General features: G+C 57.1%; 14 protein-coding genes. 12 read left to right on the forward strand and 2 right to left on the reverse strand.

What is annotated here, in order from left to right; translation table 11 throughout:
* From J2125_RS20760 to J2125_RS20810, 11 genes are all read left to right on the forward strand, one after another.
* Positions 1-423: an acyl-CoA thioesterase gene (locus J2125_RS20760; protein WP_017801810.1), complete on the forward strand. Its 423-nt coding sequence runs from the start codon at positions 1-3 to the stop codon at positions 421-423.
* Positions 420-1,025 carry a LolA family protein gene (locus J2125_RS20765; protein ID WP_017801811.1) on the forward strand — a complete coding sequence of 202 codons (606 nt, stop codon included), beginning with the start codon at positions 420-422 and terminating at the stop codon, positions 1,023-1,025. Before J2125_RS20760 ends, J2125_RS20765 begins: the two co-directional genes overlap by 4 nt.
* On the forward strand, positions 997-3,318 hold the full coding sequence (locus tag J2125_RS20770) for an MMPL family transporter (protein WP_026111795.1): 2,322 nt from the start codon (positions 997-999) through the stop codon (positions 3,316-3,318). The genes J2125_RS20765 and J2125_RS20770 overlap by 29 nt, the downstream gene beginning before the upstream one ends.
* Positions 3,315-3,884 (forward strand): DUF3261 domain-containing protein, encoded by a 570-nt coding sequence (locus tag J2125_RS20775; protein ID WP_017801813.1) that lies wholly within the window; start codon positions 3,315-3,317, stop codon positions 3,882-3,884. The genes J2125_RS20770 and J2125_RS20775 overlap by 4 nt, the downstream gene beginning before the upstream one ends.
* Positions 3,881-5,038, forward strand: coding sequence for a beta-ketoacyl-[acyl-carrier-protein] synthase family protein (locus J2125_RS20780; protein WP_017801814.1), 1,158 nt, complete (start codon positions 3,881-3,883; stop codon positions 5,036-5,038). The genes J2125_RS20775 and J2125_RS20780 overlap by 4 nt, the downstream gene beginning before the upstream one ends.
* Positions 5,031-5,504 carry a hotdog family protein gene (locus J2125_RS20785; protein ID WP_017801815.1) on the forward strand — a complete coding sequence of 158 codons (474 nt, stop codon included), beginning with the start codon at positions 5,031-5,033 and terminating at the stop codon, positions 5,502-5,504. Before J2125_RS20780 ends, J2125_RS20785 begins: the two co-directional genes overlap by 8 nt.
* Entirely contained in the window at positions 5,504-6,235 is a 732-nt protein-coding gene (locus J2125_RS20790) for a 3-ketoacyl-ACP reductase FabG2 (RefSeq protein ID WP_017801816.1), read from the forward strand. Before J2125_RS20785 ends, J2125_RS20790 begins: the two co-directional genes overlap by 1 nt.
* Positions 6,232-7,461, forward strand: a complete 1,230-nt coding sequence (locus J2125_RS20795) for a beta-ketoacyl-ACP synthase (RefSeq protein WP_026111796.1) — start codon at positions 6,232-6,234, stop codon at positions 7,459-7,461. The genes J2125_RS20790 and J2125_RS20795 overlap by 4 nt, the downstream gene beginning before the upstream one ends.
* Before the next feature lie 151 nt (positions 7,462-7,612).
* Positions 7,613-8,506 (forward strand): Fe(3+)-hydroxamate ABC transporter substrate-binding protein FhuD, encoded by an 894-nt coding sequence (gene fhuD, locus J2125_RS20800; protein ID WP_040462481.1) that lies wholly within the window; start codon positions 7,613-7,615, stop codon positions 8,504-8,506.
* Complete coding sequence (fhuB, locus tag J2125_RS20805; RefSeq protein WP_017801820.1) at positions 8,503-10,446, forward strand: Fe(3+)-hydroxamate ABC transporter permease FhuB; 1,944 nt, start codon at positions 8,503-8,505, stop codon at positions 10,444-10,446. The genes fhuD and fhuB overlap by 4 nt, the downstream gene beginning before the upstream one ends.
* A gap of 138 nt (positions 10,447-10,584) precedes the next feature.
* On the forward strand, positions 10,585-12,777 hold the full coding sequence (locus J2125_RS20810) for a TonB-dependent receptor (protein WP_017801821.1): 2,193 nt from the start codon (positions 10,585-10,587) through the stop codon (positions 12,775-12,777).
* 54 nt (positions 12,778-12,831) lie between these two features.
* On the opposite strand, the gene J2125_RS20815 is transcribed toward J2125_RS20810, so the two are convergent.
* Positions 12,832-14,826, reverse strand: a complete 1,995-nt coding sequence (locus J2125_RS20815; RefSeq protein ID WP_017801822.1) for a putative bifunctional diguanylate cyclase/phosphodiesterase — start codon at positions 14,824-14,826, stop codon at positions 12,832-12,834.
* 741 nt (positions 14,827-15,567) lie between these two features.
* Here J2125_RS20815 and J2125_RS20820 point away from each other — a divergent pair.
* Entirely contained in the window at positions 15,568-15,741 is a 174-nt protein-coding gene (locus J2125_RS20820) for a hypothetical protein (RefSeq protein WP_017801823.1), read from the forward strand.
* Here the strand turns inward: J2125_RS20820 and J2125_RS20825 are convergent.
* Complete coding sequence (locus J2125_RS20825) at positions 15,723-16,892, reverse strand: glycoside hydrolase family 1 protein (RefSeq protein WP_017801824.1); 1,170 nt, start codon at positions 16,890-16,892, stop codon at positions 15,723-15,725. The two genes, J2125_RS20820 and J2125_RS20825, sit on opposite strands and share 19 nt — an antisense overlap.
* Positions 16,893-17,161 lie beyond the last annotated feature (269 nt).

Here is a 17,161-nt window from a genome sequence, read left to right on the forward strand (position 1 = left end):
GTGAATAACGATCGACGATTTTCCATCGAGATTGAACTGACGGTGCCGTTCCATGATGTCGACGCGATGGGCGTGGTGTGGCACGGCAACTACTTCCGCTATTTCGAGGTGGCGCGCGAAGCATTGCTGGCGCAGTTTAACTACGGCTATCGCGAAATGAAGGCCTCCGGCTACGTCTGGCCGGTGGTGGATACCCATGTGAAATATCGTGGCACGCTGACTTTTGAACAACGCATCCGCGTACGCGCCACTATTGAAGAGTATGAAAATCGTCTGCGTATCGCCTATCAGATTTTTGATATCGCCAGCGGCAAACGCACCACCAGTGGTTACACCATTCAGGTGGCGGTCGGCATTGAGTCGCAGGAGATGAACTTTGTTTCGCCTGCGGTGCTGTTTGAACGTCTGGGAGTGACGCTATGAAAGCGCTGTTAGTGGCCGCGCTGGCGCTGTTCTGCCTGAGTGCGCAGGCGGTGACGCTGGAAGATCTGCAACAGCGCTTTGCCAGCCAGCCGGTGGTGCGCGCCGATTTCAGCCAGCAGCGGTCGATTAAAGGGATGGCGCAGCCACTGAAATCGAGCGGCGAGCTGTTGATTGCTCAGCAGCAGGGCCTGTGGTGGCATCAGGCGAAGCCGTTTCCGCTGACGCTGGTGCTGGATGACAAACGCATGGTGCAGGTGATGAATAATCAGCCGCCGCAAATTGTCACCGCCGACAGCAATCCGCAGATGTTCCAGTTTAACCATCTGCTGCGTGCGCTGTTCGAGGCCGACCGCGCGGTGCTGGAGCAGAATTTTGCTATTGATTTCCGCGACCTCGGCAGCGACAGCTGGCGCATGGTACTGACGCCGAAAACCAGCCCGCTGGATAAGCTGTTTAATACGATTACCCTGCAGGGTAAGACGTACCTCGATGTGATTGAGTTAAATGATAAACAGGGCGATGTCACCCATATCAGCCTGAGCAATCAGCGCCTGGAGCCGCGGACCCTGAGTGATGAAGAGAAGCAGCGCTTTGTTTTCTAAGCGTCTGCGCCTGGCCGCCGCGGGCTGGCTGGCGGTCTGTCTGCTGTTGCTGGTGACGCTGGCGCTGTTGCTGCCACGCGCCACGGTAAACAGCAGCGTGTTAGCGCTGTTGCCGAAACAGGCGATGGGAGCGGTTCCCGACGATTTACAGCAGGGTTTTATACAGCGTCTCGATCAGCAGATGGTATGGCTTATCAGCCCCGGCCAGCAGGCCGATCCGGCGCTGGCCGCCCGTTTCCTGCGCGCGTTGCAGGCGCTGCCGGAACTGAAAAATGTTAAAGGGCCGGTGGATGCGGCTCAGCAGCAGCAGTGGGGCCAGTTTGCCTGGCAGCAGCGTAATGGTCTGATCGATCCCGCTACCCGCGCACGACTGGCTGACGGTGGTGGCGCGCAGGCTGACTGGATCCTCGCCCAGCTCTACTCCGCATTTGCCGGGGTGAGCGGTCAGGAGCTGAGCCACGATTCGCTGATGCTGGTACGCGGTTCGCAGCTGGCGATGCAGCAGAGCGCCAGCCAGCTGGCGCTGCGTGATGGCTGGCTGACCACCCGCGATAAACAGGGTCGGCAGTGGTATTTTATCCACGGCGAACTGGCGAATCATTCATTTGATATGCAGCAGAGCCACCAGGTGGTGCTGCGTTTACAGCAGCTGGAACAGCAGATTAAACAGCACTACCCGCAGGCGCAAATACTGACGCGCGGTACGGTGCTGTACAGCGATTTTGCCAGCCAGCAGGCGCGGCATGATGTCTCAACGCTTGGCGTCGCCACCATCACTGGCGTGCTGCTGCTGGTGTTCTCGGTGTTTCGTTCACCGCGTCCGTTGCTGTTATGCGCGTTATCAGTGTCAACTGGCGCGCTGGCTGGCACGACTCTGACGCTGCTCTGTTTTGGTGAGCTGCATTTGATGACGCTGGTGATGAGTATCAGCATTATCGGTATCTCCGCTGACTATACGCTCTACTACCTTAGCGAACGGATGGTGCATGGCGCCGAAGCCACCCCCCAGCAGAGTCTGCAAAAAGTGATGCCGGCGTTATTGCTGGCGCTGGCGACGGCGGTGGTGGCTTATCTGATTATGCTGCTGGCGCCGTTTCCGGGCCTGCGTCAGCTGGCGGTATTTGCCGCCAGTGGTTTAACCGCTTCCTGTCTGACGGTGATCTGCTGGTATCCGTGGCTGGTCAAAGGATTGCCGGTGCGTCCGGTGCCAGCGATGATTCTGCTGGCGCGCTGGCTGGCGGCCTGGCGTCGTCAGCGCTGGCTGAAAGTGGGATTGCCGCTGCTGGTGGCGCTGATTTCCGTTAGCGGCCTGGCGATGCTGAAGGTGGATGACGATATTTCGCAGTTGCAGACGCTGCCGCCGAAACTGCTGCAACAGGATGCACAACTTACCGCGCTGACCGGGCAGGGCGCGGATCAGACCTGGTTTATCGTCTGGGGCGACAGCGCCGAACAGACGCTGCAACGACTGGAAGCGCTGACGCCGCAACTGCAGCAGGCGCAGCAGCAAAAATGGCTGGATAGCTGGCGTCAGCTGCCGCTTTCATCGCAGGCACAGCAACAACGTGATCTGGCGCTGTTGCAGCGTGCGGCACCGGCGGTAGTTGAGAAGCTTCACCAGGCGGGGATCGGGCTGGCTGCGCCGGATCTGCGCGCCATGCCGGTGACGCCAGAACGCTGGCTAAACAGCCCGAACAGCGAAGGCTGGCGGCTGCTATGGCTCAGCCTGCCAGATGGCCGCAGCGCGGCGCTGGTGCCAGTCAGCGGCGTGCATAACAGCGCAAAACTGGCGCAGCTGGCGCAGGCGCAACCCGGTGTGGCGTGGATTGACCGCAAGAGCACTTTCGATACGCTGTTCAGCTTCTATCGCGTGATGCTTGGCTGGCTGTTGCTGGCGGCGGTGGTGGTGATCGCCATCAGCTATATGCTGCGTCTCGGCGTAAAACGTGGTCTGGTCAGTGTATTGCCCTCGGTGCTGTCACTGGGTGGCGGACTGGCGGCGCTGGCGTTTAGCGGTCACTCGCTGAATCTGTTTTCACTGCTGGCGCTGATTCTGGTGCTGGGAATTGGGATTAATTACACCCTGTTCTTCAGTAATCCGCGTGGCACGCCGATAACCTCGTTACTGGCGGTGTCGCTGGCGATGGCCACCACGCTGCTGACCTTAGGCATGCTGGTGTTCAGCACCACTCAGGCGATCAGCAGTTTTGGCATTGTGTTGTGCAGCGGTATTTTCACCGCCTTTCTGCTGGCGCCGCTGGCGTTACCGCAACCGAAAAGGAGCAGACGATGAAATCATGGTGGAGGGCAGCGCTGATGGCGTTGCTGCTGAGCGGTTGCGCCAGCCATAGCGATCCGACGCGGCCCGAGGCGTGGCTGAAGCCCGGGGTGAAAGTGACGTTGCCGCCGCCGGGCATTACACCGGCGTTTAATCAGCAGCAGCTGTTAACCGGCAGCTTTAAGGGCAAGCAGCAGTCGCTGCTGGTATTGCTGAGCGCGGATCAACAGCAGCTGACGCTGGCCGGGCTGTCATCGCTGGGCATTCGCCTGTTCCGTGTCAGTTATGACCGCAGCGGCATACATAGCGAGCAGTCGATCGCTTTACCGGAAATGCCGCCCGCCAGTCAGGTACTGGCCGATATTATGCTCAGTCACTGGCCGCTTGCCGTCTGGCAGAAGCAGCTGCCCGCGGGCTGGACGTTGCAGGATCACGGCGATGCGCGTCAGCTGCGGGATAATGATGGCAGGCTGATTACCGAAATCCGTTATCTGCAGCGCGGCAACCAGCGACAGCCGATCAGCGTGCAGCAGTTTGCGTTTGGTTATCAGATCCTTATTCAACAACTGGATGCCTCATGATCTATATCTCTGCCGTTGGCATGCTTAATGCGCTGGGCAACTCGCCTGACGAGATTAGCGCTAATCTGGTGAGCGGCGAGGCGCCGGGCATGCGCCCCGCCGACAGCTGGCTGCTGGCCGGACGCCGCTGCTGGATTGGTCATGTGGATGGCGAATTACCGCCGGTTCCGCCGTCGCTGGCATGCCATAACAGCCGTAACAACCGCCTGCTGCTGGCCGCGCTGGCGCAGATCCGTCCTGACGTGGACGCCGCAATTGCGCGTTTTGGCGCTGACCGCGTGGCGGTGATCCTTGGCACCAGCACAGCGGGTGTCGATGAGGCGGATCGCTTTGTCAGCGGTGAGCTGGCGGACTATCACTATGCACAGCAGGAGCTGGGCGATCCGTCACGCTTTCTGGCGGCTTATCTCGAACTGAACGGCCCGGCTTATACCCTGTCGACCGCCTGTTCTTCCAGTGCGCGCGCACTGATTAGCGGTCAGCGGCTGATTGAAGCTGGTGTGGTGGATGTGGCGATTGTCGGCGGCGCTGATACCCTGAGCCGGATGCCGATCAACGGTTTCGACAGCCTGGAATCGCTCTCCGCAGAGCGCTGCGCGCCGTTTAGCGCACAGCGTGACGGCATCTCGATTGGGGAAGGGGCGGCGCTGATGCTGCTGACACGCGAAGCGCAAGCAGTGGCGCTGCTGGGGGTGGGCGAGTCGTCAGATGCCTGGCATATGTCAGCGCCGCATCCGCAGGGCGAAGGGGCGATACGCGCCATCACCATGGCGCTTAACAGCGCCGGACTGCAACCGCAGGATATTGGCTATATCAATCTGCATGGCACCGCCACGCGGCTTAACGATCAGATTGAAGCGGCGGTGATCCATCAGCTGTTTGGCAATCGGGTGCCTTGCAGTTCAACCAAACATCTGACCGGGCATACGCTTGGCGCTGCCGGGATCTGTGAAGCGGCGATCAGCTGGTTGCTGTTAACGCGTCGGTTGCCGCTGCCGCCCCAGGATTTCACCGATTGCGACCAGGATAGCAGTTTGCCTGACTGCGGGCTGCTGACGCACTCCGGCCAGCTGGAAAAACCGCGCATCCTGTCCAATTCTTTTGCTTTTGGCGGCAATAACGCCTGCCTGATTTTAGGAGCGCCACATGGCTGAGTTACTGAGCGCTGAGCACTATTTACCCCATGCCACGCCGATGGTATTGCTGGAACACGTGTTGCAGGTGGATGATGAAAGCGCCGACTGTCAGGTGCATATCACCGCCGACAGCGTACTGGCGCCGTTTCTGACGGCCGAGGGTGCATTACCGGCATGGTTTGGCGTGGAAATTATCGCCCAGACCATTGGTGTCTGGTCGGGCTGGCATGCACGTCAGCGCAATGACCGCAAACCGCGCCCCGGCATGCTGCTGGGCGGGCGCGGCTATCGCTGTAGTGCGCCGCAGTTTCCGGCGGGGGCGCAGCTTGATGTGCGCGTAACCCTGCTGATGCACGACGACAAAATTGCCAGCTTTGACGGTGAGATCACCATTAACGGCGAGCTTTACGCCAGCGGCAGGCTGAATACTTATCAGCCGGATGAAGAGGAATTTAATAAAATGATGCAACAGGACAGCAACTGATGACGCGTTCAGTATTAGTCACCGGCGCCAGTAAAGGCATTGGCGCTGCGATTGCGCGCCAGCTCGGCAGCGACGGTTTTAGCATTATTGTGCATTACCACAGTGACCGCGCCGGCGCGGAACAGACCGTCGCCGACATTATGCAGGCGGGCGGCAGCGCGCGCGTGCTGGGCTTTGATATCGCCGATCGCCAACAGTGTCGCGCGCAGCTGGAGCAGGATATGGCGCAGCATGGCGCATATTACGGCGTGGTCAGCAATGCCGGTATCACCCGCGACGGCGCTTTCCCGGCGCTGAGTGAAGATGACTGGGACAGCGTGATCCATACCAATCTCGACAGCTTTTATAACGTGATCCATCCCTGTGTGATGCCGATGATTGGCCTGCGGCAGGGCGGACGGATTATTACCCTGTCGTCGGTGTCCGGCATCATGGGCAACCGGGGCCAGGCTAACTACAGCGCGGCGAAAGCCGGGATTATCGGCGCCAGCAAAGCGCTGGCCATCGAGCTGGCGAAACGCAAAATCACTGTTAACTGCATTGCTCCCGGCCTGATCGATACCGGCATGATTCAGATGGAGCCGACGGCGCTTGACGAGGCGCTGAAAATGATCCCGATGAAACGGATGGGAGCCGCCGCAGAGGTGGCCGGACTGGCCAGTTATCTGATGTCGGATATCGCTGGTTACGTCACGCGTCAGGTGATTTCAGTTAACGGGGGTATGCTGTGAACCGCCGGGTAGTGGTAACCGGAATGGGCGGCGTCACCGCTTTCGGCGAGAGCTGGGAAAGCGTTTCCGCCGGACTGCGCGCCGGTCAGAATGCAGTGCGCAAAATGCCGGAGTGGCAGGTCTATGACGGCCTGCATACCCTGCTGGGCGCGCCGGTTGATAACTTCAGCGTGCCGGAACACTATACGCGTAAACGTATTCGTTCGATGGGGCGGGTTTCGCTGATGGCGACGCGCGCCACGGAACTGGCGCTGGAGCAGGCGGGCCTGATCGGCGAAGCGGTGCTGACCAACGGTGAAACCGGCATTGCCTATGGCTCCTCCACCGGCAGTACCGGGCCGGTGAGCGAATTCGCCACCATGCTGACCGAGAAGCATACCAGCAATATTACCGGCACCACCTATGTGCAGATGATGCCACATACCACCGCAGTGAATGCCGGGCTGTTCTTTGGTCTGCGTGGCCGGGTGATCCCGACCTCCAGCGCCTGCACTTCCGGCAGTCAGGCGATTGGCTATGCCTGGGAAGCGATTCGCCACGGCTATCAGACGGTGATGGTGGCCGGTGGCGCAGAGGAGCTGTGTCCGTCGGAAGCGGCGGTATTTGATACTCTGTTTGCCACCAGTCAGCGCAACGATGCGCCGAAAACCACGCCATCGCCTTTTGACCGCCAGCGTGATGGCCTGGTGATTGGCGAAGGGGCGGGCAGTTTAGTGCTGGAAGAGCTGGAGCATGCGCAGGCGCGCGGTGCGACTATCTATGCGGAGATTGTCGGTTTCCATACCAACTGCGATGCGGCGCATATCACCCAGCCGCAGCGTGAGACCATGCAAATCTGTATTGAGGGGGCGCTACGCAGCGCCGGGCTCAGCCCGCAGGATATCGGCTATCTGAGTGCGCACGGCACCGCCACCGATCGCGGTGATGTCGCCGAGAGCCTGGCGACTGCCGCCATCTTTGGCCGCAATACGCCGATTTCCTCGCTGAAGAGCTATTTTGGTCATACGCTCGGCGCCTGTGGCGCGCTGGAAGCCTGGATGAGTATTGAGATGATGCGCGAAGGCTGGTTTGCGCCAACGCTGAATCTGACTCAGCCTGCCGAAGATTGCGGCGATCTGGATTATATTATCGGCGAAGCGCGGCAGATTGAGACTGACTATATCCAGTCAAATAACTTCGCTTTTGGCGGCATTAATACCTCGCTGATTTTCCGCCGCTGGCGTTAACTGCTGGCACGGGCGGCGATAACGCCGCCCGTACGCTGGAGTAACTGCAACACGGCAGGAAAGCCGTTTTCGGCTCCCGTCTGCATTGGCTTCACTGCGTTCTTGCGGCATACTGCGCCCTTCAAATCACAATAATAATCATTTCTATTCCATGACTATTGCTGAAAACGCGGCGGACCGACGCCAGTTTCTTAAGTGGATGGCGCTGTCTCCGCTGATATTTTCCTCACTGACCCGGGCAAATGATCTCGATCTGTCGCGCATTATCGTACTTGAATGGCGGCCGGTGGAACTGTTAATGGCGCTGGGCGTGACGCCGCTGGCGATTGCGGATATTCCCAACTACCGCCGCTGGCTGGTGGAGCCTGCGCTGCCGGATAGCGTGCTGGATGTCGGCTTACGCACCGAACCCAATCTCGAAATGATACTGCGGCTGCGACCCTCGCTGATCCTGCGATCCAATGGCTATGGCCCCAGCGCAGAAGCGCTGGCGCCAATTGCGCCGCTGTGGGGCGGGGATTTTACCGATGGTAAAACGCGGGCGATCGAACTGATGCGCCGCGATATTATCCGTCTTGGCGCACGACTTAATCGTCAGCAGCAGGCTGACGCACATCTGCAACTGATCGATGAGCGTTTCAGCCACTACCGCCAGAGCCTGGCCGCCTTCGCCGATCAGCCACTGTTAATCTTCTCCTTTCTCGACAGCCGCCGGGTGATGGTGTTCGGTCATAACAGCCTGTTTGCCGATGCGTTGTCACGGCTCGGGCTGCAAAATGGCTGGCATGGCGCCAGCAGCTTCTGGGGCAGCACCATTGTGGGCATCGAAACCCTGGCGCAGGTCAAAAATGTGCGCGCGATTGGTCTGACCCATGGTGACGACGATCCGTTAGGGCAGATTGCGCAATCACCGCTGTGGCGCAGCATCCCCTTTGTCCGGGAACAGAAACTCCATCTGATTCAGGCGGTATGGTTCTACGGCGCCAGCTTTTCGGTATTGCGTTTCTGTCAGTTGCTTGAGCAGACGCTGCTGGAGAAAGCATGAAAATCCTGATTCTGCCGCTGTTATTACTGCTGGCGCTGCTGCTGACCCTCAGCAATTTTCAGCAGCAACTGGCGCTGCCGTTATGGCGCGGTGCGCTGTTTACGCCGGATGAACGGGATATTAATCAGATGCTGTTTCATTACAGCATGCTGCCGCGCACCGTGCTGTCGCTGCTGGTGGGCGCCGGGCTGGGCGTGGTCGGGGTGTTGTTCCAGCAGATCCTGCGCAATCCGCTGGCCGAACCCTCAACCCTTGGCGTGGCCGCCGGTGCGCAGCTGGGTCTGACGCTGGCGACGCTGTATGCCGCCAGCTGGGGCGAATCCGGTCAGCAGCTTTCTGCGCTGGCAGGGGCGGTTGTGGTTGGCGGGCTGGTGCTGATAGTGGCCAGCGGCAAACGGATGTCGCCGGTGACGCTGATCCTCGCTGGCCTGATGGTCGGGCTGTATTGCGGTGCGGTCAAAAATTTACTGGCGCTGTTCAATCATGAACGGCTGACGAGTCTGTTTATCTGGAGCAGCGGCATGCTGAACCAGAATGACTGGAACAGCGTCAGCTTTCTCTGGCCGCGCATGCTGCTGGCGCTGCTGCTGGTGCTGGTGATGATCCGCCCGCTGAATCTGCTCGGCCTCGACGACGGGGTGGTGCGCAATCTCGGTATGCGTCTGGCGCTGGTGCGTTTTAGCGGTCTGATGGTGGCGGTAGTGCTGAGTGCGGTGCTGGTCAGCGTGGCCGGGGTTATCGGTTTTATCGGCCTGTTTGCGCCGTTAATGGCCAGACTGTTTGGCGCCCGGCGGCTGGGGCCACGGCTGGCGCTGTCGGCATTGATTGGCGCGCTATTGCTGTTGCTGAGCGATCAGGCGGTGATATTGCTGGCGCGTGTCTGGCTGGAGATCCCCACCGGCGCGGCAACGGCGATGGCGGGCGCGCCGCTGATGTTATGGCTGCTGACGCGTCTGCGGCATCAGCAGATCAGCAGCAACGAACGTGGTCATCAGCAGCGTGCGGAAAGGGCGCTGACGCCGCTGATGGCCGGCATGATTTTTCTGCTGCTGGCGTTGATGGTGCTGCTGGCGCTGTTCAGCGGCGATGGTCTCAGCAGCTGGGTGGACAGTCAGGCGGTGTGGCAATTCCGCTGGCCGCGCGTGCTGGCGGCGCTGGCGGCCGGAGCGATGCTGGCGGCGGCAGGCACCCTGATCCAGCGGATGACCGGTAATGCGATGGCCAGTCCGGAAGTGCTGGGCGTCAGTGCTGGCGCCGCCTGCGCCATGGTGCTGCTGATGTTTATCGTGCCGGGTGATAATTCCGTCTGGCAGTTTCCCGCCGGTTGTCTCGGCGCAGCGCTGACCATGCTGGTGATTATGTTGCTGGCGCAGCGTGGTGGCCTGTCGCCGACGCGGATGCTGCTGACCGGCGTGGTGCTGAGTACGGTGTATGGCACTATCCTGACGCTGTTTCTGGTCAGTGGCGATCCGCGTATCAGCTCGGTACTCAGCTGGCTGGCCGGTTCCACCTACCGGGTGACCGCCAGTCAGGCGCTCTGGACTGCCGCACTGGCGCTGGCGCTATTGCTGCTGACGCCATTAATGGCGCGCTGGCTGACTATTTTGCCGCTCGGCAGTTTTACCGCGCAGGGCCTTGGCATGCCGCTAAAGCGTTCAAGAATGCTGATTCTGCTGCTGGCGTCAGCGATGATTGCCGCAGCGACCCTGTGCGTCGGGCCGCTAAGTTTTGTCGGCCTGATGGCGCCGCATCTGGCGCGGCTGGCCGGTTTCCGCCGCGCGCTGCCACAACTGCTGGTGGCGATCCTTGCCGGGGCAGGATTAATGCTGCTGGCGGATGCGCTGGGACGGATGATTATCTTCCCCTATCAGATCCCGGCCGGGCTGCTGGCAACATTTTTGGGCGCGCCATGGTTTATCTGGTTATTGCGTCGCGGTTAAGAAACAGCGAGTTATCTAGCGGCGAAAATTATAGCGACATATTCGGTAATTTTTTCTTGCAATTGTGAGGGCGCTAAGGATAATCGCAAATCTCAATAATAATGATTCTCACTACTACTTTTTTCCAGGAATACACAGATGCATAGCACACTGTTTGCCACCAGAGGTTTTAAGCCGACACTACTGGCGGTTTTAATCGGCTCCGTGACTTTCCCGGCACTGGCCGCGACCGATACTGACACCAGCAAAAAAACTGAATCGACCATGACCGTGGTGGCCGCGCCGGAAGATAGCTTTAAAGCCGGTGGCGATGAGCTGGTGCCCGCTTATCTTGATGGTCAGGTGGCGAACGGTGGCCGTATGGGTATGCTTGGCCAGCAAAACGCGATGGATGTGCCGTTTAACGTGATTGGTTTTACCAGCAAACTGATCGAAGATCAGCAGGCGAAAACCATTGCGGATGTGGTGCGTAACGACGCCGCCGTGCAGAACGTGCAGGGCTATGGCAACTTCGGTGAAAGCTACCGTATTCGTGGTTTCCAGCTCGATGGCGATGATATGACCCTTGGCGGTCTGGCGGGAATTATGCCGCGTCAGGTGATCTCCACCGCGATGGTGGATCGCGTTGAAGTGTTTAAAGGCGCAAACGCGCTGATGAACGGTGCGGCGACCACTGCGGTGGGCGGCATGATTAACCTCGAGCCAAAACACGCCGGTGATCTTCCTATGGCGCGTGTGGGTATTGATTACACCTCCTCTTCGCAGATTGGCACCTCCGTCGACGCTGGCCGTCGTTTCGGCGATGACGATCAGTTTGGCGTGCGCGTTAACCTGCTGCAGCGCGAAGGTGAGACGGCGGTCGATGATGAAAAACGTCGTACTACGGTCGCGTCCATCGGACTGGATTACCGCCAGGATAACCTGCGTACCTCACTGGATATGGGTTATCAGAAACAGACTTTCCATGGTGGCCGTATTGGCGTGAATGTCAGCGGTGCCGATTTTATTCCGGCCTCACCTTCAGCGACTCACAATACCAGCCAGAAATGGGTGTACAGCGATCTGGAAAGCCAGTTCGCGATGTTGCGCGGCGAATATGATGTTGCCCAGGACTGGACCCTGTATGGCGGGGTGGGTTTACAGCACTCCCATGAGAGCGGCGCGTATGGTTCACCGACGGTAACCAGCACTGATGGTTCAGCGACCATGGGCCGTATGGATGTGACCAATATCAAAGATTCTTACAGTGGCATGTTTGGTCTGCGCGGCGCATTCGATACTGCGTTTGTCAGCCATAAAGTGAATGTGGGTTACTCGGCGACCACGTCACGCTCGAAAGCCGCCTATAATATGGCGCTAACCGGGGTGCCGAGCAATATTTATGACACGCCGGATATCAGCTCGCCAACCCTTAACTTCTCAGGCGGTGATATGGATGAGCCTGGTGTACGTGGACGTACCCGTACCCAGGGCATTTTGCTGACCGATACCCTCGGTGTGCTGGATGATAAAGTTGAACTGACGCTGGGCACGCGTTATCAGAAAGTGGTTACGCGTGAATATGACTACAATACTGGCGCTGAAATCGGTGATTCGAGTTTCGAAGACAGTCGCTGGACGCCGGCAGTCGGTGTGATGGTGAAGCCCTGGGAACATATCTCTCTGTATGCTAACCATATTGAGTCATTGCAGCCTGGATCCTCTGCGCCAATCGGCACCGCCAACTACGGCGAAAGCACCGGTGTGCTGCATTCCAAACAGAATGAAGTTGGCGTAAAAGTTGATTATCAGCGCCTCGGTGGTTCACTGGCGCTGTTTGAAATCAAACAGCCTTCAGCCGTAACCAACGCCAGCAATGTTTATGCACTGGATGGCGAGCAGCGTAACCGTGGTATCGAGCTGAATCTGTTCGGCGAACCGGTACTGGGCCTGCGTCTGAACGGCAGCGCCACCTGGATTGACGCCCAGCTGACCAAAACCGCCAATGGCGCCAACGATGGCAACACGGCGGTCGGTGTACCAAGTTATAATATGGTGCTTGGCGCAGAATATGATATTCAGCCGGTTGAAGGTCTGACCGCTACCGCGCTGGTGAATCATAACGGCGCGCAATATGCCAATGCGGCTAACACCAAAAAGCTGGATAGCTACACCACGCTGGATCTGGGCGTGCGTTATACCACCAAGGTACAGGACAACGATATGGTCTGGCGTGTTGGCGTGGATAACGTCACCAACAAGTCTTACTGGTCGAATGTTGATTCCAGCGGCACCTATATCTACCAGGGCGAACCACGTACGCTGAAAGTGTCGATGTCTTACGACTTCTAAATATTTTCAGGCAGCAAAACAACAGCGGACGGGGGCTAACCTTCCGCTGTTTTTTTAGCGCTGTCGGTGCTGCAAGACCGCATGCAGCAGTTCCGGCGCCAGCGAACGTGAAAACAGCCAGCCCTGAAAGCGGTGGCAACCCATCTCCGACAGGGTGCTGAACTGCTGTGAATTCTCCACCCCTTCCGCAACAATATTGATATTCAACGCCTGGCACATCGCCACGATACCGCGGATGGTCAGCATAAAATCACTGTTCTGCGCCATCTGTAACACAAACGAGCGATCAATTTTTACCTCGGTGATTGCCAGCTTACGTAGCCCGGTCAGCGACGCCATGCCGGTGCCAAAATTATCCACGGCAATATTAATATTCATCTCACGCAGCGCACTGAGCTTACGCTGGGTATCCGGCAAATTTTCGGTAAGCGCATTTTCAGAGAGTTCAAAACTGAGCTGACTGGCATCAATCCCGCTTTGCAGCACGATGCGTTCGACAGTTTTCAGAAAGTCAGCACGCTTAAGCTGCCGAGGGCTGATATTCACCGCAACGCCCAGCTTGTCGAGCTGCGGCTGATTCTGCCAGTTGCGCAGTTGCGCGCAGGTCTGTTCCAGCACCCATTCGCTGATATTCAGGATCAGGCCCGAGTTTTCGGCGATCGGAATAAAGGTCGAGGGGGAGATAATCCTGCCGTCCGGTGTCTGCCAGCGCAATAACGCTTCCAGGCTGGTGGCTTCACCGCCGCGCGAATATTGCGGCTGGTACTCAAGATAGAACTCACCGTTATCCAGCGCGCGGCGCAACCCGGTTTCAATGGCATCGCGCTGACTCTGTTCTTCATGCAGCTGCGGTGACCAGAACATCCATTTGCGCTGGTTCTTTTTAGAAAAATACTGCGCCATATCTGCTTTATGCAGCAGTTCGGCCACCGGACTGCGGTCCTGATTAAACAGGTAGATACCCATACTGGTAGTGACATTGACCACCGTATTATCCAGCGCCATATCGCGGCTGATATTTTCCAGCAGACGATCAACCAGGATGCTCATCCGCGTTTTCGCTTGCTGCAGACTGGTACCCAGGTTCCCAATCAGCAGGGCAAATTCATCGCCGCCCAGACGGGCAAGCGCATCATCACTGCGCACCGTATTGCGCAGACGCAGCGCGACTTCTTTTAGCAGGGTGTCGCCTGCGCCGTGGCCGAGGGCATCATTCACCTCTTTAAAGCGATTGAGATCGAGATAGAGCAGGGCGAGATACTCGCCACTGTCGATACTTTGCTGGCGCGCCTGCTCCAGCTTGTCGTAAAAACGTGGCCGGTTATCCAGTTGAGTCAGCGGATCGTGCCAGGCGAGATTATGCATCTCCTGCTCACGCTGTTTTTTCTCGGTGATATCTTTAACCTTACCGAGCATCTCAACCGGTTTGCCGCTGTCATCGTGGCGTACCACTTTGCCATGGTTCTGTACCCAGAGTTGCTGCTGCTGAGCATTGAGCAGTCGATATTCACAGTTAAACATCGCTGTTTCGCCGCGTAAATGCTGCTGCAAAGTGCTGGAGAAACGCCCGATATCTTCAGGATGAATCAGACAGGTGATATCGCGCTCATGATGTTGTAGCGCGCCATCCTGCAAGCCGAAAATGCGACTGAAAAAATGGTTATGCGACACTTCGCCATCAGCAATATTCCATAACCAGAAGCCTTCTTCGGTAATTTCCAGCGTCTGTTCCAGGCGGCGACGCAGATGGAACTCTTCCCGTTGTGCAAGCAATTCAGCACTGATATCGGTGCCAATAAACAGATGATGCGGAGGTTTACCGGGACCATCACTGATCACGCAATGCGAGCGGATAAAGCGTGGCTTGTTTTGATCATTGATATCCAGCACCTGCTGGTCGCCGGTTAGCGCGGCTTCCAGCTGTCCGTTGCGGATCAGACGATGAAACAGGATTTCACCATGACGATTAGCAAAAGAGAGATGAAGATTACCGTCAACCAGAAAAATAGCATTGGTGCTGTGTTCAATAATCTGTTCGAAAATAAGCAAGCTATCTTCAGGTATGCGGTATCGATGCATGTTAAACCATGGTTACCGGGGAGGGCGGAGAGAAAATGTTCATTGTTTTTTCGCGCTATTATCAGGATTTTTTCAGATTTAGTCTATGCGTGCTGCAGATTACAGCATGAGCTGGCCCACAAATAGTTAAACGCACTATTTTGTGCCTGCTAATCCTGCGTTTATCACATCATTTCAGGCAATATATCAGACTGACGCATCAATCTGCTGCGCGGCGTGATAGTTAAGCGCGCTTGATACACCCTTTTCAGCCAACAAATCGCTATCGCGCAGCAGTAATCCTGCAAAATCAATTTGCAGGTTATTTTCTGATGGCGATATGTTAAAGTGTGCCGGAAAAATCAGGCGATAATTTGCCGCAAATTGTGGCCAGACGTGATAAAAATATTAATGTTTCTTATTTGTTAGCTGCACAAAAAAGATGCAGTTTACTGTTTGCTTCTTCGCATCAGAGATCTACCCGACTTAAGGTTATGGCAACTGAAGTCGCTTGTTAAATTATGCGCTTGTTACTTGCTACGAAAAAATGAAAAATATTACACCACCTGAGCCAGAAAAAGAGCCGCGGGTACCCCTTGATGATGCGCAGTTTGCGATCGTGGTACTTGCAGTGACCTCTTTTACACTTATAATCTTCGTCCTGATGATCACGTTGTGGATGACATAGGCCTGTCAGCAACATGATTACAGTTATGCAAGGAGATCAGAATAATGGAAAACAGAGATGACAAGCTAATTGCCCTGATTGGTTTACTCTCTGCCTGCCTGATTAGCGTGATCTTCCTGTTCGCCATGACCTGGCTTTCCGATGTTCGTCGTCCGCCTGAACAACTTGTCGATACGCAATCCTGCTATGCAAAGCCGGGTCAGACGGTACGTCCCTGAGCGCCGCCGCTCATTTTGATTTGCTGACTGCGCAGCTCTAATGCCAGCGGTTCGTAGACGGTGCGATTGCCATTTGGATCCGGCAGACCCAGTAACGCTCCTGGTGAACGACGATCATCAGCCCATGCCGGATACTCCACCACCGGGTAGATCGATACGCCTTCCACTCCGACGCCATTCTCCAGCGCAATATTGACCTGCTCCATTACCGTGTGCAGCCAGCCGGTACGCGCTTCACCCTCGGCGCCGGTTTCCGCCAGCAACAGGGGACGCTGATAGCGTTGCCAGACTTCCGCCAGCAGCTGATGCAGCGGACGATAAGCCGCATGTTCTGGCGGCAGCAGATCGCCATTAATAAACCACTGGTTATCGGGATAGTAGTTAACGCCGATAATATCCAGATAGCGCATATTGCCACCCAGTTCCGGATGCAGACGGCCGCTGAGCATATCCCAGGCTTCAAATTGCGCCAGATGCTGATGCTCTGCTTCCTGCTGGCTGGCCGCGGAGTTATCGGCGGCGGCAACATGCACCAGCGGATCGGTCAGCACAAAACGCGCCTGTGGCAGCACTTCGCGAATTGCATCCATCGCCGCAATGCTGGCGCGCACCAGCTGCTTTTTCAGTTCTTTGCCACGTCCGCTGGCATTCGGGTTAAGCCAGGCAACATCGGCGCCGGCCCATGACCAGAAGGAGATCTGATTGACCGGGGTAAAAAAGGGCTGACTGAACCCCTCATCGCGCATCACTTCCGCCATTGTCCGGGCAAAGCGGGCAAAACTGTCGATAAAAGCGGGTTGCCAGATATCGAGATGCGCGGGGTAGCCAAAATGCGCCAGTTCCCAGATCATTTCGATATCGTGCTGCTCGGCGGCATGCAGCATCGGGGTAAAGGTTGACCAGTCGTAGACACCGGGTTGTTGTTCAATCAGATACCAGCGCGCGCCGTCGCGGGCGGTCAGCAGATGGTGAGCGACCAGCGCCGCATAGTCTTTATCCAGCAGCATATCGTGACCGCTATTGCTGACCAGATCGACCCGCTTGCCTTCACTGCGGCAGGCGGTGGAGCAGGCAAAGCTGCCCTGGAAAAAGCTACTAAACAGCTGAGGCTGATGGCGCTGCGGTGGCGAATTTTGTGGTGGTAAGGACATCGGACGCTCCTCCGGTAGCGGATTGCTTCGCTAAGTTTAGACGAAATTGCACTGAAGGCTTGTGATGTCCTCCCGCCGGTATGGCTGAGGGCGGGAGGATCAGCGTCAATCGATGGCTGGTGGCGGTGCGCGAAAATCAGCAGCAGATTTTGTTTGCTGACGCGCGCCAGTTCTGTAATGGCATATTTTTGTTGTACCATCGGGATAACGTTGTTGAGTGTGGCTACTTAAACGATAATTTCGTACTTCTGCTTTATGTTATATTAACA

This window comes from Winslowiella toletana (assembly GCF_017875465.1).
Lineage (GTDB): Bacteria > Pseudomonadota > Gammaproteobacteria > Enterobacterales > Enterobacteriaceae > Erwinia > Erwinia toletana.

Bases quoted from the DNA above. Each gene is read 5' to 3' on its own strand.
- J2125_RS20765 (WP_017801811.1), top strand. From the start codon at position 420: ATGAAAGCGCTGTTAGTGGCCGCGCTGGCGCTGTTCTGCCTGAGTGCG.
- J2125_RS20770 (WP_026111795.1), top strand. From the start codon at position 997: ATGAAGAGAAGCAGCGCTTTGTTTTCTAAGCGTCTGCGCCTGGCCGCC.
- J2125_RS20775 (WP_017801813.1), top strand. From the start codon at position 3,315: ATGAAATCATGGTGGAGGGCAGCGCTGATGGCGTTGCTGCTGAGCGGT.
- J2125_RS20780 (WP_017801814.1), top strand. From the start codon at position 3,881: ATGATCTATATCTCTGCCGTTGGCATGCTTAATGCGCTGGGCAACTCG.
- J2125_RS20785 (WP_017801815.1), top strand. From the start codon at position 5,031: ATGGCTGAGTTACTGAGCGCTGAGCACTATTTACCCCATGCCACGCCG.
- J2125_RS20790 (WP_017801816.1), top strand. From the start codon at position 5,504: ATGACGCGTTCAGTATTAGTCACCGGCGCCAGTAAAGGCATTGGCGCT.
- fhuD (WP_040462481.1), top strand. From the start codon at position 7,613: ATGACTATTGCTGAAAACGCGGCGGACCGACGCCAGTTTCTTAAGTGG.
- fhuB (WP_017801820.1), top strand. From the start codon at position 8,503: ATGAAAATCCTGATTCTGCCGCTGTTATTACTGCTGGCGCTGCTGCTG.
- J2125_RS20810 (WP_017801821.1), top strand. From the start codon at position 10,585: ATGCATAGCACACTGTTTGCCACCAGAGGTTTTAAGCCGACACTACTG.
- J2125_RS20820 (WP_017801823.1), top strand. From the start codon at position 15,568: ATGGAAAACAGAGATGACAAGCTAATTGCCCTGATTGGTTTACTCTCT.
- J2125_RS20825 (WP_017801824.1), bottom strand. From the start codon at position 16,892: ATGTCCTTACCACCACAAAATTCGCCACCGCAGCGCCATCAGCCTCAG.